13 protein-coding genes are annotated in these 15,009 nt (G+C 71.5%); 9 read left to right on the top strand and 4 right to left on the bottom strand.

Annotated features, from left to right (window positions below):
* Positions 1 to 572 precede the first annotated feature (572 nt).
* The 4 genes from AC0680_RS25965 to AC0680_RS25950 all read left to right on the top strand — a co-directional run bounded on the left by AC0680_RS25965 (position 573) and on the right by AC0680_RS25950 (position 3,854).
* On the top strand, positions 573 to 1,517 hold the full coding sequence (locus AC0680_RS25965) for a quinone oxidoreductase family protein (protein ID WP_478633021.1): 945 nt from the start codon (positions 573 to 575) through the stop codon (positions 1,515 to 1,517).
* A gap of 165 nt (positions 1,518 to 1,682) precedes the next feature.
* On the top strand, positions 1,683 to 2,618 hold the full coding sequence (locus AC0680_RS25960) for an IclR family transcriptional regulator domain-containing protein (RefSeq protein ID WP_478633019.1): 936 nt from the start codon (positions 1,683 to 1,685) through the stop codon (positions 2,616 to 2,618).
* A gap of 99 nt (positions 2,619 to 2,717) precedes the next feature.
* The gene (locus tag AC0680_RS25955; protein WP_478633016.1) at positions 2,718 to 3,173 is read left to right on the top strand and encodes a hypothetical protein; all 456 of its coding nucleotides are present in this window, start codon (positions 2,718 to 2,720) and stop codon (positions 3,171 to 3,173) included.
* A gap of 42 nt (positions 3,174 to 3,215) precedes the next feature.
* Positions 3,216 to 3,854 carry a nucleoside/nucleotide kinase family protein gene (locus AC0680_RS25950; protein WP_478633014.1) on the top strand — a complete coding sequence of 213 codons (639 nt, stop codon included), beginning with the start codon at positions 3,216 to 3,218 and terminating at the stop codon, positions 3,852 to 3,854.
* A 17-nt stretch (positions 3,855 to 3,871) separates the two neighbouring features.
* On the opposite strand, the gene AC0680_RS25945 is transcribed toward AC0680_RS25950, so the two are convergent.
* Complete coding sequence (locus tag AC0680_RS25945) at positions 3,872 to 5,302, bottom strand: WGR domain-containing protein (RefSeq protein WP_478633012.1); 1,431 nt, start codon at positions 5,300 to 5,302, stop codon at positions 3,872 to 3,874.
* Positions 5,303 to 5,440: 138 nt separating this feature from the next.
* Between AC0680_RS25945 and AC0680_RS25940 the strand changes: the two genes are divergently transcribed.
* Positions 5,441 to 5,911 (top strand): type II toxin-antitoxin system PemK/MazF family toxin, encoded by a 471-nt coding sequence (locus AC0680_RS25940; protein WP_478633009.1) that lies wholly within the window; start codon positions 5,441 to 5,443, stop codon positions 5,909 to 5,911.
* A gap of 15 nt (positions 5,912 to 5,926) precedes the next feature.
* Here the strand turns inward: AC0680_RS25940 and AC0680_RS25935 are convergent, their stop codons facing one another.
* The 3 genes from AC0680_RS25935 to AC0680_RS25925 form a co-directional block, all read right to left on the bottom strand.
* Complete coding sequence (locus AC0680_RS25935) at positions 5,927 to 6,469, bottom strand: DUF1697 domain-containing protein (RefSeq protein WP_478633007.1); 543 nt, start codon at positions 6,467 to 6,469, stop codon at positions 5,927 to 5,929.
* Between the two features lie 54 nt (positions 6,470 to 6,523).
* Positions 6,524 to 7,111, bottom strand: a complete 588-nt coding sequence (locus AC0680_RS25930; protein ID WP_478633005.1) for a methylated-DNA--[protein]-cysteine S-methyltransferase — start codon at positions 7,109 to 7,111, stop codon at positions 6,524 to 6,526.
* Positions 7,112 to 7,200: 89 nt separating this feature from the next.
* Positions 7,201 to 8,094, bottom strand: a complete 894-nt coding sequence (locus tag AC0680_RS25925) for a glycerophosphodiester phosphodiesterase (RefSeq protein WP_478633004.1) — start codon at positions 8,092 to 8,094, stop codon at positions 7,201 to 7,203.
* 538 nt (positions 8,095 to 8,632) lie between these two features.
* On the opposite strand from AC0680_RS25925, the gene uvrB reads away from it, so the two are divergent.
* From uvrB to AC0680_RS25905, 4 genes are all read left to right on the top strand, one after another.
* Positions 8,633 to 10,756 (top strand): excinuclease ABC subunit UvrB, encoded by a 2,124-nt coding sequence (uvrB, locus tag AC0680_RS25920; protein WP_478633002.1) that lies wholly within the window; start codon positions 8,633 to 8,635, stop codon positions 10,754 to 10,756.
* A gap of 151 nt (positions 10,757 to 10,907) precedes the next feature.
* Complete coding sequence (locus AC0680_RS25915; protein WP_478633000.1) at positions 10,908 to 11,486, top strand: TerD family protein; 579 nt, start codon at positions 10,908 to 10,910, stop codon at positions 11,484 to 11,486.
* Positions 11,487 to 11,587: 101 nt separating this feature from the next.
* Entirely contained in the window at positions 11,588 to 13,633 is a 2,046-nt protein-coding gene (locus AC0680_RS25910; protein WP_478632997.1) for a TerD family protein, read from the top strand.
* Between the two features lie 321 nt (positions 13,634 to 13,954).
* Positions 13,955 to 14,950 (top strand): TerC family protein, encoded by a 996-nt coding sequence (locus AC0680_RS25905; RefSeq protein WP_478632995.1) that lies wholly within the window; start codon positions 13,955 to 13,957, stop codon positions 14,948 to 14,950.
* The last annotated feature ends 59 nt before the right edge of the window (positions 14,951 to 15,009 follow it).

Below are 15,009 nucleotides of genomic sequence, written 5' to 3'. Positions count from 1 at the left end.
TCGAGAAGATACCAGGCGCCGCGAAGGAGGACACAGCAGCCGCCCCCACCCCCCCCCCCCCCCCCCCCCCCCCCCCCCCCCCCCCCCCCCCCCCCCCCCGCCCCCCGATTTCCCCATCATGATTCCCCCTCAGGCCGTGCCCGGGTTGCCCCTGCGCGCGGCCACGTCCTCCGCCACCCGCCCGTGTCACCGGGTGGGGCGGGCGAGCACAACTGCCTCGCACAGTGCGCTCTGCCCCTGGGGACGCAGCCGTCACATCTGGTCAACGGCGGACACGATTCGGATCGTAGGCGGCGGCGATCACATCCGGTAGCCAGGTTTAAGCAAGGGATGCGTGAGAGCCACCTCGGGGATACCGATGGGTAGATCTGAAGCAAAACGGCGTAATGGGTGGAAAGCGCCGCGCTTGTTTCTCGCGTCGCGAGAAAACGCGCGGGAAATCCTCGTGAGAGGGAGGGTTGCGGCGGGTGAACCGCCGGAGGGTTGGCGCGAAATGATCGGACTCCGACACTCCGGTCGGCGCCGTGCCTACCCTGTGCGGGCACCGCACCGGAGAAACTTGAGGGAGAGTCGTGCGCGCGATTGTGATGCGAGAATTCGGCGGCCCGGACGTGCTGCGGCTCGAGGACGCGCCCGAGCCCGCGCCCCGCGCCGGCCACTCGCTGGTCGATGTGACTCTGGCGGGCGTCAATTATGCGGACGTGCACGTACGGGAGAACACCTACCTGAAGCCCGTGGAACTGCCGTACACGCCCGGCAACGAAGTCGTGGGGACCGTGGACGGCACGCGGCGCGTCGTTGGCCTGTGCCGCGGCGGCGGATACGCGGAGCGGGCCCTGCTGCACCGCCGCGTCACCTGGGACGTACCCGACGCGGTCAGCGACGAACAGGCCGTCGCGCTGGCGCTGCAGGGCAACAGCGCCTGGCACCTGCTGTTCACCTCGCTGCGGATCACCGCGGGCGAGACCGTCGTCGTACCGGCCGCGGCGGGCGGTGTCGGTTCGCTGGCCGTGCAGCTCGCCGCGCACGCCGGGGCCCGGGTCGTCGCCCTCGCGGGCTCTCCGGAGAAGCGCAAGCTGGCCCAGGAGTTGGGCGCTCACGCGGCCGTCGACTCGACCGCCGAGGATCTGACGGAGCGCATCCTGGAGGCGGCCGGCGGCCCCGTCGAGGCCGCACTGGAGATGACCGGCGGCGTCACCTTCGAGCAGATCCTCGCCGCCGTGGCACCGCGCGGCCGGCTGGCCGTCTACGGGTTCGCCGGCGGCGGCCTGACGAGCGTGCCGACGCGTGACCTGATGGCGCGGTCCATCACCCTCTCGGGCTTCTGGCTGCCGCAGCTCTATGCGGACCGCACGGCGCTGCCGACGTCCATGCAGGCGCTGTTCGGCGCGGTCGCCGACGGTTCGCTCAAGCCGCTGCTCGGCGGCGTCCATCCGCTCGGCGAGGCGGCGCGGGTGCACCACGACCTCGCCGCCCGCACCCGGACCGGGAAGCTGGCCCTCGACGTCACCCGCTGAATCCGGTAGTCCGGGGCACCGGGCGGGCACAACGGCTCCGGGAGCGCACCCCGGGCCCGGCCGCCGGGAAGTGCGGTCCGAGCCGCGGGAGACGGGGGTGCCCGCTCGTAGGGGAAATGCCGTGCGTCTTCGGGCGCGGAACACTGTCAGGGGAGAGAACACACGATGGGCAACAGCATCACAGCGTCCCAACCGGCGGCCTCGCCCGCCGTGCCCGCCTCCGCTTCGGGCACCGCCGCCGAGTCCGATGGCGCGGGCCGCCCCAAGAGCGCGCGCCAGACGGCCAACGGCGCGTCGTCCGCGGGCTCCCGGACGTCGGGTTCCAGCCATGCCGAGCGGGTCTTCCTCGTCCAGACGGCCTTCGCCGAACTGGGCGGATCCGCCCATGGGCCCGGTGAGATCGCCGAATTCACCGGCCTGGACGACTCGGTCGTCTACCGCATCCTGCAGTCCGGCATCTACCAGCGGATCTTCGAGCGGGTCGACCGGGGCCTCTACCGGCTGCGGACCTCCGCCGCCCAGCTCGCCTTCACCGCCCTCGACCACCGCCTCGACGGCGCGCAGACGGTGCTGGGCGACCTGCGGACGGCCACCGACGGCGGGCTGGTGTTCCTCTACATGGTGGCGCCGTTCTCCGGCGCGCAACGGCAGTGCGTCGACATGGCCGTCGGCGACTCCGACCTCGCGGAGCTGGGCATGACGCCGCGCGACGTGCTGTCCGTGACGCGTTCCCTGCGCACCGGCGCCTCCGGGCGGACGATCCTCGCCTACCTGCCGGAGGTACTGCAGCAGCGGGTGCTGGCCGAGCCCGTACCCGACCAGGCGGGACCGGGTGTCTACCGGGACAACGACGCACTGCTGGCGTCCCTCGCGGAGGTGCGCGACCTCGGACACGCACTCGGGTACGAGGAGTGCATGGCCGGATGGAACTCCTGCGCGGCGCCGATCATGTGGGACGGCTCCATCATGGGCGCGGTCCTGCTGCTCAAGCTCAAGTCCGTGATGCCGACGGCCCCCGACAGCGTCATCGAGGCGACGAAGGAGGCGGCGGCCGAACTCAGCCGCTACGGAGCCGCCCGGCCGGCCGCAGACCAGGCCTGAACGGCGCCACCAGGCCGGCAGGCCCGTCATGAACCGGCCCTCCTGTCCGGGAGGCCGGAAGCCGCACAATGAAGTACCGACGACGCACAAGGGGGTCCCATGGAACCGGAGTTGGTGGCGCTCGCCACGGCGGGGGCGACGACGCTGGTGCAGCAGATGGCGACGGACGGCTGGACGGCGGTCCGCGGCAGGATGGCGGCCTTCCTCGCCCGGCGCCGGGGCACCGCGGACGAGGAGGCGGTCGAGGGCGAGCTGGAGGTCTCCCGTGCCGATCTCGTGGCCGCCCGGCAGGAGGGCGACCAGGACGGCGTGGACGGCGTGACCACGGCCTGGCGGCTGCGACTGCAGCGATCGCTGCGCGAGGACCCGGCCGCCGCGGCCGAACTGCGCGCCCTGCTCGACGAGGTGGCACCCGATCGGGACCACCGCACGACGGTCCAGAATGCGTACAACACCATCAATGGCGGCGTCCACACCGCCCCGGTGATCCAGGTCGGTTTCGTATCCGGGGACTCCACCTTCCACGCACCGCCGGGCCGGCCGCACTCCGGCTGACGCGTCGCGCCGCGCGCTGGGGCGACCGGGCAGAATGGCGGTGTGCGGCTCGAAGCGATCACCTGGGAACGGCTCACGGACGCGCTCGCCGAGCGCATCGTCACGACGACGGCGAAGGACGGAAGTCCCTGGCTGAGAGTGGCCATCGACGGGGCTCCCGCGGCCGCGCCCGGCGACCTGGCGGACCGGCTCGCCGAGGCGCTGCGGATCCGGGGGCGGGCGGTGCACAAGGCCGGCACCTTCGGCTTTCTGCGTCCCGCCTCCCTGCGGCTGGAGTACGGCCGTGAGGATCCCGACGCCTACCACGACGAGTGGTTCGACCGGCAGGCGCTGTGGCGTGAGGTCTTCCAGCCGCTGGATCCCGGTGGCACCGGGCGGGTGCTCCCGGACCTGTGGGATCCGCTGGCGGACCGGGCGACGCGCAGTGCGTACGTGACGCTGCCGCCGGGCGGTGTCCTGCTGCTGCACGGCCCCCTGCTGCTCGGTCACTGGTTTCCCTTCGATCTCTCCGTCCACCTGAAGCTCTCGCCGGCCGCGCTCGCCCGCCGCACCCCTGAGGGCGAGCGCTGGACGCTGCCCGCCTTCGCGCGCTACGAGGCCGAGACACGGCCCGAAGAGGCGGCGGACGTCGTCGTACGGGCCGACGACCCCCGCCGGCCGGCCTGGAGCGGACCCGTCTGAGCGCCGGGCCCCGGACCTCAGACGAGCTGCCGGATCTCGCCCCGGACGCGGTAGAAGCCGCCCGAGGCCGCCGACAGGTCCTCGACGACATACCGCGCCCCGGCCCGGCGTATATGGCGCGGGAACTGGACGTTCCAGGACGGCTCATAGCCGTCCGAGACCACATGGACCCGCAGCCGGCCGCCTTCCTGGACGCACTCCACCACGATGCCCGAGGCGGCGGCGGACGCCACCGTCTGCACCGTGGCCGACGGGGTGTACGTCGGCAGCGCGGCGGCCGACTTCACATCCCGGGCCACCGGCACCGTGCCCGACTGGGCGGCGGCGATGGCCGCGTCGCTCGCGTCGACGCACACCAGCGAGCCGTCCGTGGTGACCATGTACAGCTTCTCGTCCAGATACTGCATCGACAGCGCCGATCCGCTGCCCGTGCCCAGCTTCCACAGGCGGGTGCCGTCGGCGGCGAAGCAGTACACCGACGAGGCCGAGTCACCGGCGAAGACATAGCGGCCGCCGGGGGCCGTGGCGCAGGAGTAGACGACCGTGTCGCACTGGTAGGCGGCCTCCAGCGCTCCGCTGTCCTTCGACAGCCGCTGCACGACCTTGCGGTTCGTGCCGGCGTACACCGAGTGGTCCTCCTGCCAGCCGAACAGGACCGCGCCGTTGGTCGGGGTGTGCCACAACTCGCCGCTTCCGTCGGCGGCGTAGGCGGTCACGCCGCGCTGGTGGCCGTGGTAGACGGCGCGTTCGTCCCTCCGCACCATCCAGGCGTGCTCGCCGGAGCTGCGCCGGGACCACTGGTACTCGTCCTCGTGGTCGATGACCGTCAGCCCGCCGTTGCGGTCGGCGACGTGGAGCACGCCCTCCCGGATGTCGAGCCAGAAGATGTCGACGTCGGGGGCGACGTCGTAGGCCGCGAAGGGGAGCTTGGAGGACAGGTCGTAGACCGTGCCGTCGTCGCAGCCGGCGTAGATCCAGAAGTCGTCCGCCACCAGGCACTTGACGCCCTCGGGGAGCTGATAGCGCGCCAGCACCTCACCGTCGTGGCCGAGCGTGTAGACGTCCCCGCTCTGATTGCCGACCCAGCAGCGGTCCTCGGCGATGTGGATGCCGAACGCCGCGGCGCCCGTACGGAACCGCCACAGCACCGGTGCGACCGCGCGGGCCGTCGACGGGGCGGACGTCACCTGGCGTCGCGTCACCGGACGGGCGGAGCGCTGCCCCTGGACGGCGGGGGCGTAGCCCTTGCGGACCTTCTCGCCGATCTTCCTGGCGGCCGCGGCCTGCGCCTTCTCCCGCGTCGGGAAGGTCGAGGACTGCTGTTGGCCGGCCGCGCCGATCCGCCCGTAGCGCACCGAGACGACCGTGTCGTCCACCGTCACCTCGTAGAACTTGTGGGCGCCGCCGCCCTCTTGCGACAGCTCCAGATACGTCGTGGTCACGGACATGGATCTCCCCTCCCCGGGCGGCTCCGACGGCCGTCCCCCGCTGCTGAAAACCGTACGACCGGCCACTGACAATCGGCCTTCGAGCACGTGCCGCGGACCGCTGATCGCCCCGCTGGCGGGGGCGGTTAGCGTGAGGGGGTGACGACTTCATTCAACGCATCCGCCCCGTCCGACGCGGCCGCAGCGCTGCCCGGCAGCCAGGGCCCCACGGCAACCGTGGAGGCCCGGCCGCGCTCCGTCGGAGCCGTTCGGACGTCCTACGCGCCCGACCCGGACGGCGACCCGGACCCCGGCGAGATCGTGTGGACCTGGGTGCCCTACGAGGAGAACGACGGGCGGGGCAAGGACCGGCCGGTGCTGGTCGTCGCGCGCGAGGCCCGCGGCACGCTGCTGGCCGTCCAGCTCTCCAGCAAGCGGCACAACAACGACCGGGAGTGGGTCCCCATCGGGGCCGGCCCGTGGGACCGCGCGGGGCGCGACTCGTGGGTGGCGGTGGACCGTGTGCTGCGGGTGCACCCGGCCGGGATGCGGCGCGAGGCCTGCGCGCTGGACCGCGGCCGCTTCAACCTCGTCGTCAACCGGCTGCGCGAGCGCTACGGCTGGCGCTGACGGCGGCGCCGGGCGTCAGGCGTCCGCCAGGGCCAGCAGCTTGGTGACGGTGTTCCAGTTGCGGGCGGTGGCCGTCACCCCGAGGGGGGCGCGGCTCACCGCGGCGGCGAGCTTGGAGCGGCCGATGCCGCCCGGGCACCACAGATACAGTTCGCGCCCGGTCAGCCGGAACCGGTCGGGCGCGAACGCGGCCGGATCGAGCGCGTCCAGCCGGGAGGTGTCGGCCGGTACCGCCGACAGGAACGTCACATGCAGGCTCTTGGGCTCCGGCACGGCCTGCGGAAACGGATTCGCCGCGACGGCGGCGGCCAGCTCGTCGCGGGTGCGGACGACGACCGGCACCGTCAGACCGAGCTCGGCGGCGATCCCGGCCTGGATCGTCCGGGCGGTCTCCTCGGGCGGCGTACCGGGGTCGGCGAAGACGATGTTGCCGGTCTGCAGCAGGACGGAGACGTCCCGGAACCCCAGGGACACGGCCAGCTCCAGCTGCCGTGCCTTGGGGAAGGAGTTGTGGCCTCCGACGTTGATGCCGCGGAGCAGAGCGATCTGACGGGACATGACGCTGCCATTCGTGAGGGGTCCGGTCCGGGTGCGGACGGACGACGGCCGGGATCAGAAGAGCGGGGCGGGCAGCACACCTTCGAGGGCCAGCAGCAGGCGCTTGGTCTCCAGGCCGCCGCCGAATCCGCCGATCCCGCCGTCGCTGGCCACGACGCGGTGGCAGGGGACGACGACCGGCAGCGGATTGGAGCCCATCGCCGCGCCCACCGCACGGGCCGCGCCCGGCTCCCCGACCCGGTCGGCGAGGTCCTGATAGCCGACCACGCTGCCGTGCCGGACGCCGGAGGCCAGGGCGTGCAGGACCCGGGCGTTGAAGCCGGAGGACAGCGACCAGTCCAGCGGGACGGTGAAGGACCGCAGATCCCCGGAGAAGTAGGCGGTGAGCTCGGCGGTGGCCGTCGCCAGATGAGGGGTCTGCGGGAGCGGTGGCCCGCCGAAGAACTGCTCCAGTCGGGTCAGCGCGCGGCGGGTCGTCCGCTCGTCGGCATGGAAGGCCACCTGGGCCAGGCCCTCCCGGGTCGCGGCGAGCAGCAGCGGGCCGATCGGGGTCTCCAGACGCGCCCAGGCCCACTCGCGCCGGGTCGCGGATCCTGCCGCCGGCGCGGGGGCCTGCTCGGAAACCTGCTCGGAATGCGTCACCTGATCAGGGTAGGACGGGCCACTGACAATGCGACGGGGAACGGGCCGGCGGCCGTCGCCTGCTCCCGCTCCCCGTCGGCGCCGGGCGCTCAGGCTCCGCTCTTGTTCCTGTTCTCCAGCGCGTCCTGCACCACATCGGGCTTGTTGGTGATGATGCCGTCCACATCCAGGTCGGCGAGCTTGATCGCGACGGCCGGGTCGTCGACGGTCCAGGTGTACAGGTCCAGCTGCCGGCGGTGCGGGCCCTTCAGGCCGTGTACGGCGGCGACGTACTCCGGGGTGACCGCCGTGTGGACCGGATTGATCTGATCGCAGTACTTGGCGAACTTCGGGAGGTCGGCGACGGACGGGTTGCCCAGGAAGCCCGTCTTGATGTCCGGCCGGAGCGTGTGCACGGTCTTGAGGGTGTCGGCGTTGAAGCTCTGGATGATCAGACGGTGCTTGAGGTGGTCCCTGTCCAGCCAGCCGCCGCGGCGCAGCTCGCGCAGGGTCTGCTTCTCGATGCCCGGGTAGAGTTCCGGCGACTTGAGCTCCATCAGCAGGTTCTGGTCGTTGTGCTCGACCTCGTCCATGTAGTCCTCGAGCGTCGGCACCCGCTCGCCCTCGAACTTCTGCCCGAACCAGCTGCCCGCGTCCAGCTTCTCGATCTCCTTGAGGGTGAAGTCCGCGACGTTCCAGGGGGAGCGGTCGGGGAAGACCTTCTTGACGTTGGTCGTCCGGGCGAGCGAGTTGTCATGGAGGATGACCAGCTCACCGTCCTTGGTGCGCTGAACGTCGTTCTCGACCCATTCGATGCCGAGCTCGGCGGCCGCGTCGATGGCGGCGAGGGTGTTCTCGGGCGCGTACGACGAGGCGCCGCGGTGGGCGACCGTCACCGGAGTGTGTCCGTGCGGTGAGGCCTGGGCGGCGTTGGTGGAGAGGACGAGCGCGGACAGACCCATGAGCGCACCGGCGGCAACGGTGGCGACGGGGCGGATACGCATACGGACTCCTCGTGACGTCGTGGGCGTGAGCGGACGTGAGTGACGTGTACCGGGTCGGACGGGCAGAGGCTCGCAGCCGGGCCAGAGCGGGAGGCAGTCGTACGGTGGCCGAGGGCTGAACGAGAAATGGCCGGTCTTCCGTGGAGCGTTCGCGCAATTGCAGGATGCCCGGAAAAGCCGTGCAACAGACGTGCGCTCCGATGCCGTCCAACTTGCCGGAGTCGCGGCATCCGCGCATCTTGGCCGATGATGCGTCACCCATCGTCCTTCTGACCGGTTTTGGTCATATGTGGTGAATGGGCGGCCACCGCGACTCCGCTCCGTTCGCGAGCGCGCCGCTCTCATGGCAGGGGGGCCGGGGCGTGTGCCCGGCAGCCTCCGCAGCCGTGACGCCGGTGGCGCCGCGCGCCGCCCCGCCGTCGCCGCCGGCGTCCCCCGCTCGCCGAGCGGACCGCCGCGCCAACCGATACCGCCGCAAATCCGCAGGTCGGAGCGATTTCACCGCCGATTGTCAGTGCTGGGTCGTACGGTGGATCCCATGCGGCCCGAATCAAAGATCGAACGCACGGTGGCGCCCTTCGAGGTCGTCAGCCCCTACCAGCCCAACGGCGACCAGCCGGCGGCCATCGCCGAGCTGGAGCGGCGCATCCGCGGGGGTGAAAAGGACGTCGTCCTGCTGGGCGCCACCGGCACCGGCAAGTCGGCGACCACCGCATGGATGATCGAGAAGCTGCAGCGCCCGACGCTCGTCATGGCGCCCAACAAGACCCTCGCGGCCCAGCTCGCCAACGAATTCCGCGAGCTGCTGCCGAACAACGCCGTCGAGTACTTCGTCTCCTACTACGACTACTACCAGCCCGAGGCCTACGTCCCGCAGTCCGATACGTACATCGAGAAGGACTCCTCGATCAACGAGGAGGTCGAACGGCTGCGCCACTCCGCGACGAATTCGCTGCTCACGCGGCGTGACGTCGTCGTGGTCGCCTCGGTGTCCTGCATCTACGGCCTGGGTACGCCGCAGGAGTACGTCGACCGGATGGTCCCACTGAAGGTCGGCGACGAATTCGACCGCGACCAGCTGCTGCGCCGCTTCGTCGACATCCAGTACACCCGCAACGACGTGGCCTTCACCCGGGGCACCTTCCGGGTCCGCGGCGACACCATCGAGATCTTCCCGGTCTACGAAGAGCTGGCCGTGCGGATCGAGATGTTCGGCGACGAGATCGAGGCGCTGTCCACCCTCCACCCGCTCACCGGCGAGGTCATCAGCGACGACCAGGAGCTGTACATCTTCCCGGCCAGCCACTACATCGCCGGCCCGGAGCGCATGGAGCGGGCCATCGCCGGGATCGAGGCCGAGCTGGCGGACCGCCTGGCCACCCTGGAGAAGCAGGGCAAGATGCTCGAGGCCCAGCGGCTGCGCATGCGCACCACGTACGACATCGAGATGATGCGGCAGATCGGTTCCTGCTCGGGCATCGAGAACTACTCGATGCACATGGACGGCCGCGAGCCCGGTTCCGCGCCCAACACCCTCATCGACTACTTCCCGGACGACTTCCTCCTGGTCATCGACGAGTCGCACGTCACCGTCCCGCAGATCGGTGCGATGTACGAGGGCGACGCCTCCCGTAAGCGCACCCTCGTCGACCACGGCTTCCGGCTGCCGTCCGCCCTGGACAACCGCCCGCTGAAGTGGGAGGAGTTCCTGGAGCGGATCGGCCAGACGGTCTACCTGTCCGCGACCCCCGGGCCGTACGAGCTCGCCCGCGGCGACGGCTTCGTGGAGCAGATCATCCGCCCGACCGGCCTGGTCGACCCGGAGGTGGTGGTCAAGCCCACCGACGGGCAGATCGACGATCTGGTGCACGAGATCAGGGCACGTACGGAGAAGGACGAGCGCGTCCTGGTCACCACCCTCACCAAGAAGATGGCCGAGGACCTCACCGACTACTTCCTGGAGCTCGGCATCCAGGTCCGCTACCTGCACAGCGACGTGGACACGCTGCGACGCGTGGAGCTGCTGCGCGAGCTGCGATCGGGTGAATACGACGTCCTGGTGGGCATCAACCTGCTGCGTGAGGGCCTCGACCTTCCCGAGGTCTCCCTGGTGGCCATTCTGGACGCCGACAAGGAGGGCTTCCTGCGGTCCGGTTCGGCGCTGATCCAGACGATCGGACGCGCGGCGCGCAACGTCTCCGGTCAGGTGCACATGTACGCCGACAAGGTCACCCCGGCGATGGAGAAGGCCATCGACGAGACCAACCGCCGGCGCGAGAAGCAGCTGGCGTACAACAAGGAGCACGGCATCGACCCGCAGCCGCTCCGCAAGAAGATCGGCGACATCGTCGCCACGATCGCCCGCGAGGAGATCGACACCCAGGAGCTGCTGGGCACGGGCTACCGCAAGTCGGGCGAGGCCAAGGAGGCCAAGGGCAAGGCCCCGGTCCCGTCGCTCGGTGCGCAGGCGGGCAAGGGCAAGGCGGGTGCGGTGCTGACGGACCGTCCCGCTGCCGAACTGGCGGAACTCATCGAGGAGATGACGGAGCGGATGCGGGCCGCCGCGGCCGAGCTGCAGTTCGAAGTCGCCGCCAGGTTGCGTGACGAGGTGGGTGAACTGAAGAAGGAGCTGCGGCAAATGAGGGAGGCCGGCGTGCAGTGACGCCGGGCCGCGACGGGCCGGCCGCAGCCCTCCCGGTGTTGCAGAAACGCCACAAACGCGGGCCCAGCGCGCCCCGGGTCCGCCGTCGTGCGTAGGGTCGAGGAGGCCCGCCGGAGAGCTGGGCGGGGACAGTACGGAGAAGGGACGGCGCGTGTCGGTCAATTTGTCCAAGGGGCAGGGAATCAGCCTGCAGAAGTCCGACGGCGGAACGCTGACCGCGGTGCGGATGGGGCTGGGGTGGCGCTCGGCGCCGCGCCGCGGCCTGTTCGGGAGGCGCACCAACGAGATCGACCTCGACGCCTCCGCGGTGCTGTTCGCCGACAAGAAGCCGATAGACGTCGTCTTCTTCCAGCACCTGATCAGCGATGACGGCGCCGTCCGGCACACCGGCGACAACCTGGTCGGCGGCGCGGGGCAGGGCGGCGACGACGAGGCGATCCTGGTCGACCTGGCACGGCTGCCGGTGCACGTCGACCAGATCGTGTTCACGGTCAACTCCTTCACCGGCCAGACCTTCACCGAGGTGCAGGACGCCTTCTGCCGGCTGGTGGACGAGACCAACGGCCAGGAGCTGGCCCGCTACACCCTTACGGGCGGCGGCAACTACACCGCCCAGGTGATGGCCAAGGTGCACCGTGCGGGCAGCGGCTGGCAGATGACCGCCATCGGCGAGCCCGCCGTCGGCCGTACGTTCCAGGACCTGGTGCCGGCGATCGTGCCGCACCTGTAAGCACCGCACATCGCGGCGGCGCGCCCCGGGCCGTGCCGCCGCATCCCCGGGCCCGCGCCCGGGCCCGGCCCGGGACGCGATCACCATCAGGGGGAACAACGATGACGGCCGAGCTGGTCCGGGGGCAGAACCATCCGCTGGACCGCACACGGGTGGAGATCCGGATCACGGCGGGCGGTCCCGTCGTGGCCGGGGTGACGCTCGGCGACGAGCAGGGCAGGCTCCCGGGAGCCGAAGCGGTGGCCCACCCCGGCGAGCCCCGGCGCACCGGCATCGAGGTTCCCCGTCAGGCGGCCGCCGAGCACCGAATCGCCGTCGACCTCGACGCGCTGCCCGACGCCGTCCACCGGGTCAGCGTCCTGCTGGCGCTGCCCACCGGCATCGGCGCGCTGACCACATTCGGCGCCGCCGCCGCGCCGTCCGTCGCGGTCACCGGCCTCGACGGCACCCCCCTGGCCGACTACACCATCACCGGCCTGGGGGCCGAGTCCGCGGTCGTCGCCGTGGAGCTGTACCGCAGGCAGGGGGCCTGGAAGGTGCGTGCGGTGGGCCAGGGGTACGCCGACGGCCTCACCGCGATGCTGCGCGACCAGGGGCTCGCGCAGGCGGCGGAGCTCGCCGCGGAGATCGAGCGGGCGGTCGGCCTGGGGCACGCCCGCGCGGTCCCGGCGCCCGCGGCGAGCCGGTCCGAACGGCCGGAGCGCTCCACGGCGGGTGCGGCCCCCGGGCCCACCGCGCAGCGGCCCGCCCCCGCGCCCCCGACGGCGGCCGACGACCCGGCGGCATCCGGGACCGCTGCGGCGGGGTCCGGCACCGCCGGAGCGGCGACCGGGGCCGCGGCCACGGCCGCCGCGTCCCCGGCGTCCCACGGCCCCGTCGACTACCGGCACCCCGCGCGCCGCAGCGCCCCCGCACCCGCCGGTCCGGCCCCGGCCGCCCCCGCCGCTCCCGACGGCCCCCCGCTCCCCGTCGCCGGTGACGCCGCCGGATGGAGCATGGAGGAGCGGCTCTACAACCAGGTCTGGGGCATGTTCGAGGACCTGGCCCGTTCGGTCGCGGCGTACCGCAGCGCGTCCGACTTCGCCGAGTCCCGCCTGGAGCAGGAGCTCGACAAGGCTCTCTCCGACCCGCGCAACCGCCTCGGCACGGCCGCCGATGCCGCCCGTGCCACCGCCCGTGACAAGCACGCCACCCTGGTCACCCAGGCCCGGGCCGCCCTGGACCGCGACCTCGGGCAGCTCGCGGCCGAGTCGGAGGTCGTGGAGCCGGCGCTGCCGCCCGCCTTCGCCCGCTGGGACAACCCCGTATGGCAGGGCTATCACGTACCGCTGGAGCGCCCGATGGCGCTGCGCCTGGGCGATCTGCACCTTCCGGAGGTCCTGGACCTGCGCATCCCCATGCTCGTCCGCCTCCCCCTGGAGCGCGGCCTGTGGATCGACAGCGGGCCCGACGCCTACGACCGCGGCGGCCCCCTCCCCGAGCGCGAGTACGGCCGGCGGGAGCTGGGCAGCGCACTGACGGACGGGCCGCCGGACGAGGCCGAGCTGCGGCGGCTCGCCACGGAGACCGCAGTGGCCATCGCCGCCCGGTTGCTCGCGGTCCACCCCGCCGGCGAGTTCGCGGTCCAGGTCATCGACCCGGGCGGCACGGCGGCACCGGCGCTGGCACCGCTCCTGGAGTCCGGTGTGCTGCCCCCTCCGGTGCCCGGCGCCCAGGGGGTCTCCGCGGTCCTGGAGGGGCTGACTCGGCGGGTCGACCTCGTCCAGATGGCCGTGCGCAGCCGCGCAGCGGACGCGCTGCCGCCCGATCTGGACACCGCCGAGCAGCTGCTGATCGTGCACGACTTCCCGCACGGCTTCGACGACCGCGCCCTGACCCGGCTCCGCTATCTGGCCGACGAGGGCCCCGCGGTCGGGGTGCATCTGATGATGGTCGCCGACCGCGCCCAGGCCCGGGAGTACGGCCCGGTCCTGGACCCGCTGTGGCGCTCGCTGCTGCGGATCACGCCGGTGCCCGACGCGCACCTCGCCGATCCCTGGGTCGGCCACGCCTGGACGTATGAGCCGCCGCTCGCCCCGAGGGGCAGCCAGGTGGTGCGCCAGGTGCTCGACCGGGTCGCCCAGGCCCGCGGCGCGGGACGCGGCTGACCCGGACGGCGCTCCCGTAGAGGACGCGGCCGAGTCGGACCCGCTCCCACGAGGACCCCGGCCCCGCGGGCCGGACAGCTGCCCAGCCCCTCAATCAACCCACTGACCAGCACCTTTACCTATTTCTTTACTATTACTTGGCCTTCCTTTACCCTTCTTGGTGCGGAGGGGAGTATTCCCATCACGACGTACCCGTCATCACGGATTGCGAGTGTGACGAGATCCCGGGGCGTCGGCCCCGTTCCCTCAGGTGGAACGGGGCGGAAGAGACCTCCGGCAGCGACGACGCTGTGAGTGCCGTACGACTCTGCCGGAGGAGCAGTGGACGTTTCCCTGAACCTGTGGGTGCTGACCATCCTTGGTCTCTGTGCCCTGATAGCCGCCGATTTCTTCATCGGCGGACGCAAACCGCATGAGGTCTCCATCAAGGAGGCCGGAATCTGGACCGGTGTCTGGATCGCGCTCGCCGCGCTGTTCGGCCTCGGGCTGCTGCTCTTCGGCGGCACCGCGCGGGCCGGCGAGTTCTTCGCGGGCTTCATCACCGAGAAGTCCCTGAGCGTCGACAACCTCTTCGTCTTCGTGCTGATCATGGCGAAGTTCGCGGTCCCCGCGGTCTACCAGCAGCGCGTACTGATGGTCGGCGTGCTGATCGCGCTGGTGCTGCGGGCCGGCTTCATCGGTGCCGGCGCCGCGATCATCGCCAACTTCTCCTGGGTCTTCTACCTCTTCGGCGCGTTCCTCATCTGGACCGCCTGGAAGCTCATCAAGGAGGCCCGTGCCGAGGAGGAGGACGAGGAGTTCGAGGAGAACCGCTTCCTGAAGCTCGTCGAGAAGCGCTTCCCGTCGACCGACAAGTACCACGGCACCAAGCTGTTCATCGTCGAGAACGGCAAGCGGCTGATGACGCCGATGCTGATCGTCATGCTGGCGATCGGCACCACCGACGTCCTGTTCGCCCTGGACTCCATCCCCGCGATCTTCGGTCTCACCCAGGACCCGTACATCGTCTTCACCGCCAACGCCTTCGCCCTGATGGGCCTGCGGCAGCTGTACTTCCTGATCGGCGGGCTGCTGAAGAAGCTGGTCCACCTCTCCTACGGCCTGTCGATCATCCTCGGATTCATCGGCGTGAAGCTGGTGCTGCACGCGCTGCACGAGTCCGGAGTGGCCGTTCCGGAGATCAGCATTCCGGTCTCCCTGGGCGTCATCTGCGCCGTGCTCGTCGTCACGACGATCACCAGCCTGCGCGCCTCGAAGAAGCAGACGGCGGCCGAGGCCGACGTGGCGGCCGCCGACACGGAGCGCGTCGACGCCTGAGGCCCGGCGCCCTGGCGCACCACTGGCGGTGCCCGGCCCCGCTCCCGAACGGGAGTGGC

The organism is Streptomyces sp. NPDC043738 (assembly GCF_056436545.1).
This window is presented reverse-complemented; position numbering and strand designations above follow the sequence as displayed.

Coding starts and splice junctions, on each gene's coding strand:
- AC0680_RS25960 (WP_478633019.1), top strand. CDS start 1,683: ATGGGCAACAGCATCACAGCGTCCCAACCGGCGGCCTCGCCCGCCGTG.
- AC0680_RS25955 (WP_478633016.1), top strand. CDS start 2,718: ATGGAACCGGAGTTGGTGGCGCTCGCCACGGCGGGGGCGACGACGCTG.
- AC0680_RS25945 (WP_478633012.1), bottom strand. CDS start 5,302: ATGTCCGTGACCACGACGTATCTGGAGCTGTCGCAAGAGGGCGGCGGC.
- AC0680_RS25935 (WP_478633007.1), bottom strand. CDS start 6,469: ATGTCCCGTCAGATCGCTCTGCTCCGCGGCATCAACGTCGGAGGCCAC.
- AC0680_RS25925 (WP_478633004.1), bottom strand. CDS start 8,094: ATGCGTATCCGCCCCGTCGCCACCGTTGCCGCCGGTGCGCTCATGGGT.
- uvrB (WP_478633002.1), top strand. CDS start 8,633: ATGCGGCCCGAATCAAAGATCGAACGCACGGTGGCGCCCTTCGAGGTC.
- AC0680_RS25910 (WP_478632997.1), top strand. CDS start 11,588: ATGACGGCCGAGCTGGTCCGGGGGCAGAACCATCCGCTGGACCGCACA.